The organism is Bartonella saheliensis (genome assembly GCF_902162175.1).
On the sequence record NZ_LR607261.1, the window covers coordinates 1 to 5,040 of the forward strand.

Below are 5,040 nucleotides of genomic sequence, written 5' to 3' on the forward strand. Positions count from 1 at the left end.
GTTTGAACGCCCGTGCCAATGGCGGCTTTGATCAGATTCCTTTCTGCCTCACGCGTGATACGATCAACCAAAGGGGCGGTTTTGGATAAGGATTGTCCAACACCAGCCATCTCTGTGAATTGACTGGTTAAACCTGCTGTCAACATTGAAGAGACAATGCCCAAAACATTCTTCGATGAGCCTAGCTCATGAAGTGCCTCGGCAATGTTGCCGCGATTATTGACAAGAGCCACAGCACTTTTGTTGATCAGCGCCTGTACCCCTGCTTGTATCGCTGCATTCATGGCTGTGCTGGAGCCAACACCCAATGCACTGGCAATGGCACCGGCGGCACTGGAAGCTGTCCCTGCAGTAACAGCTGTTACAATCAAGGTGACAAAAGCTGCTCCTACTTCTGTGAGACCCTGCTTTTTATAATCCCAGTCTTTAAATTCAGCCTTAACTGCCTGCCAATCAACTTGCTTGGCTAATTCTGGATCATCACGCAATTGCTTGATCCATGACAATTCTGGAGAACGAGCTAACTGCTCAAGGGATTGGTCAAATTGATATTTCTTAAAATGCTATTTCTTGTCTTTTTTTTCGATTAATTTAGCGGCTTTGTCTTTCTAGGAATAAAGCTTCACCTCACTGAAAAGCTCTTGTTCAGAACTATTTTTCTTCTAAATAACTCATGTTTTTTGATACTTTTTCAATCAAAGCGTAGCTCACTTGCTTTACCTTTGATACTTCCTTGGCTAATGCTACTGCGCGTTCAAGATGAAGCTGTTGGATGCTTTCGCCAAAGCCTAAATGATCTCCTGAGATAAAACTTTGCTGATAAGACTGCAAAGTTTCAACATCACCCAATAAAGCAAGAGCACCTATATGAAGTAAAGCATTATCCGGATTGTCTGTTTTTGACTTTGCATCTTGTTGCCAAGGAGCTATGCCATAATCACAGCGAAGTCTTTCAGAAAGATCAATCTCTTTGAGAGCCCATTCTAGCGCATCATCAAGTGCCTGTGTTAAACGATCTGCGGTGACTTCTGGTTCAAAGATTTCTAATCCTTTAGCTTCAAAATTAAGCTGTATATCTGGAAAATCTTCCGTGTGTGTAGGATCAATGAATTTGCAAGCAGCAGAAAGAATACCGGTGCTAATCAAAAAGGCGCTATCAAATTGCGGACAATCTTTAGCAATTTCATCGTTATAAAGAATATCTACTTCACGATCAGCCAATTGATAGCTTGCCATATGGTCATTCTCATCGATTTTCTCGGTTGACCAGCCTAGGCTTTTTAAAAGTGCTGTGGCACTTTCCATAGTCAATGGAGCATCTTTATCATCCGTTCCCTCTGTCTCCTCAACAGCAACAGTTTTGGAAGCAATAGACGCTGTTTGTGGATCCAAGCTCAAAATTGGAGCGTTTTTTGGAAAGCCTGCTCGATAACCCCGTGCAAGAGTGAGAAGATTATCAACTCTATATTTTGAGATTTCTTCCACAAAGCCTAAAGGATTTCCCTTTCTAAAATTCTCCTTGTAAGATTTGAGCTTTTCAACATCTCCAATCAAAACAAGCGCAATAAGGTGACGCGCAACAAGATCAAGTTCACTGTCTGGGGGAAACGCTACATAATCATAAATAATTTGATTGACATTTTGCCGATCTGCCCATTCAAGTATATCTGTACAAATCTGTTTCAGCTTGCCTTCATCCAAATCAGTACTAGAAACTGTATAAACTTCTTCTGCTTCTTTGAGAGCTATATATTGAGGCATATTATAGAAAATCTCTCTATGAGCAGAGCAAAAGCCAAGTGTTGAAAGGGAAGCCTTAAATGCAACAATCGGCTCTTCTCCACCACATTGAAGGCTGTACATTATATTGATGATACGGTCTTTATTTATAAAATAAGCATTGCGATTGTAGTTTTTATCGCGATAAACTGCCCAGCCCATTTGTTTTAATTGCTCAGCAACTTTATTGAAAGTAATCAAAGCTTGTGGACTAAGATGAACTTCTGCTGCCTCTCGCTCATGAAGGATTTTCAAATGTTTTTCAGAAAATTCAACGGCATGGTTAACATATTTTTCTACTTCATCATCATCTAAATGTCCAGAAATCGTACCAGCTTCTAGAAAATTTTGATAAGATTTCAGAACATCAATTTTACCTGTTAATGCTAAACAAGCCAAATGCCAGACTATATCTATATCGTAATTATATTTTTGAACAAGTGTTTTGCTTTCAATCGATGCTTGTAAATCTTGGGCGCGTGCCCACTGTATCACCCGCTCAGAGATTTGCGTCAATTCTTGCTCATTCAATGTCTCTACACAAATATCAATCCCTTTATCAAAACCGCTAAAAATCCCCCCTCCAATCGTATTAAAAGACTTATAAATATCCGCAGGAGATATATACTCATATTCCCCTCTATAGTGAATATATTTGCAAGCGACAGAAATCTCTTCGTTAGAGATCTCAGCTTCAAGACGAACATTGTACTGATCAAGGAGATGCACAAAACTAAAATCAAACTGAATAAAACGGTCAGGCAAAGAGAGCCACATTTTTCCAGGTTCCGTAGAAAACCAACCGTGGGTTTTAAGAATACGACTTGCTACAGTAAGGCTTATCGAGCACTGTTTGGGCTTTTTACGCACCAAAATGTCATCTAATTCACCATTTTTATAGGCTTGTGCAAAAAGAAGAAGACGCTCTTTTCGAGTTGTCATTTTACAATCAGCAAATTCGGATACAGATAATTGGGGCGTAGGCTCATAACTCCTTAAAGCTTCTATATCGCCAAGAAGAGCCTTTGCAACAAGAGAATGATCAGCTGCTTCCTCGCGCAACTTTTGTTCAATATCCTGTGTTTGTGCCCAAACGATTGCTTTGTTTAAAGATTCCTCAATATGACTTTCAGAAAGATCCGATACCGTAATCCCGAAATCACCTACTTCTGGATAGAGTACATATCCATACCGCGACTTTTGTCCCCTAGAATATTCACAAGCAAGACTATAAGAAGCAGTTGTAAGACTAGCTAATAACCAAAATTTCTCACCATCCTTTTCATGTTTTACACCATAGCTCAAATCCACAATGCGATCGGGAAGATAATAATAGGCAAATGTATCGCCTACTTCATCACGATAAGGCTCACAGCCCAAACTTTTTAATATTTCTGCTGCATCTTTAGTTTGCATAATATTTTACTCTTCTCCAATCCCCGGATAACAGCTAACTGTGTAAGCAATTATTTTATTCCACTCTTTGTTTATTTGATTTTCACTCCAATTGTCTTTAAACTCTTTCAGCAGCTCTGCATCTCCTTCAAATTTTTTCAAATCTTCCTGGTATTTATTAAGATTTTCTTTATTTCCCTCTAAATACCGCTTCATAATTTTTCCAAGAGGTTTTGCATCTCCTGTTTGATACGCTATTTCAAAATCTTTTTGACATTCTGTTAATTGAGAATTACCAGTTTTTATATCAATAACTTTTAATACGCCTTTTTCCACATAAATAATATCAGGGCGATGTATTTTTTTTAAAGCAAAGTTCATAGATTATTCTCCACAATTCAAAGCTTATTCCTGTTAATACTAATCTGCTGCCGTAGATGATAGCTGATCTCATACTCCCAACTTAACTTTCAAAGCCCTGTTATATTTTTAGTTTTCTGCATCACTCAATTTCCTTAAATCCTAGATAACGAAAAAGATTAAATTCGGTTTTCTCTAACTTATTACTTAATTGTTCTTTAATCCAGTTTTGATTGGCTTCTCTCAATTGATCTTGATTTCCTTTAAAATTTTTGAAATCTGCTTGATATTTTTCTAAGAACTCTTTGTTATCTTTAAGAAATTTTATAAATTCGCCTTTTGTGGACTCTGCATTTCCTTTTTTATATGCCTCTTTCAAAATCTTTTGGTTTTCACTTAAACCAGCTTTTCCCGTTTTTACCTCACCAACAAATAGTTTACCATCCTTTATACCAACAATATCCGCACGAGATCTTATTGTCTTATTACCATTTTTAGTTTTGAATACTATTTCTGTCTCGCATACTATACAGCCTTCATCCTTTAATTCTTGTTTTTTCTCATCGCGCTTTTTGTCATGATGCTTTCTGACTTGCTGAAGTAGATTATCCTTTCCATCATTATTGTTTTGTGGATCTTTATTTTTTCCTTTTTTTATCTTATTTTTACTTTCCTTCTGAGAATTTTTATTTTTTTCTTCTTTTGAGCTTTGATTTGTTTTTTCGCTATCTTCTGCAGAATTTTTCGAAGCAAACCAATCGGCAAGAAAATCAGCTATAGCCGACCTATTGCTAGGAGATTGAACAAGAGTTGCTCCGCCAGCCATAAAAAGGGACAGAGCTGCCAATTCTTCTGGTGCAAGCGATGCAACGAATGTTACGAATGCTGCTACTGCAGGAAGAAAATTATTTTCCGCGGCATTACCTGCAGCATCGGCGCCGGTATTGACATCTCCACCAGCAAGAGCAGCAGCAAAGCCCCCCGCTATGCGCGCGATATCAATGGCATGATCATTAAAATTAGCAAACTGTGCTTCAATCTTTGCATTGATACGCGCTTGTTCTTCTGCCGTTGGAACACGACCATCCAATGCTGCTATTTCTTTTTGTATAAAATTTTTGGTCCACAGTTTAAACTGGAGCATGGCTGCGGCTTCACCTACAGCCCCTCCCACGGCGCCAGCCGTACAATCACCACTCGCTGTCGCTCCGACAATACAGCCAAGCCCCGCATGAGCTACAATTTGCGTCACCGTGTCTATTTTGCCCTCTGCTTTAGCGGTACCAATTTCTTCCGCTAATGTTTTCCCAAGGGTTCCTGAAAGGGCGGTGCGCAGATTATTAAAAAAGTTTTTGTCAAGTGAACCACCTTCAAGAGCCGTTTGAACGCCCGTGCCAATGGCGGCTTTGATCAGATTCCTTTCTGCCTCACGCGTGATACGATCAACCAAAGGGGCGGTTTTGGATAAGGATTGTCCAACACCAGCCATCTCTGTGAATTGACTGG

3 protein-coding genes and 1 pseudogene are annotated in these 5,040 nt (G+C 39.1%); all 4 read right to left on the reverse strand.

Annotated features, from left to right (window positions below; translation table 11 throughout):
- A pseudogene (locus tag FS875_RS09335) lies at nucleotides 1-542 on the reverse strand (DUF637 domain-containing protein); the annotation flags it as partial.
- Between the two features lie 109 nt (nucleotides 543-651).
- A complete protein-coding gene (locus FS875_RS09340; protein WP_144756040.1) occupies nucleotides 652-3,195 on the reverse strand; it encodes a DUF6990 domain-containing protein in 2,544 nt (847 codons plus the stop codon).
- 6 nt (nucleotides 3,196-3,201) lie between these two features.
- Entirely contained in the window at nucleotides 3,202-3,555 is a 354-nt protein-coding gene (locus FS875_RS09345; RefSeq protein ID WP_144756041.1) for a hypothetical protein, read from the reverse strand.
- Nucleotides 3,556-3,676: 121 nt separating this feature from the next.
- Nucleotides 3,677-5,040 (reverse strand): DUF637 domain-containing protein (locus FS875_RS09350; protein WP_208000040.1); only part of this gene is annotated, 1,364 nt, incomplete at its 5' end.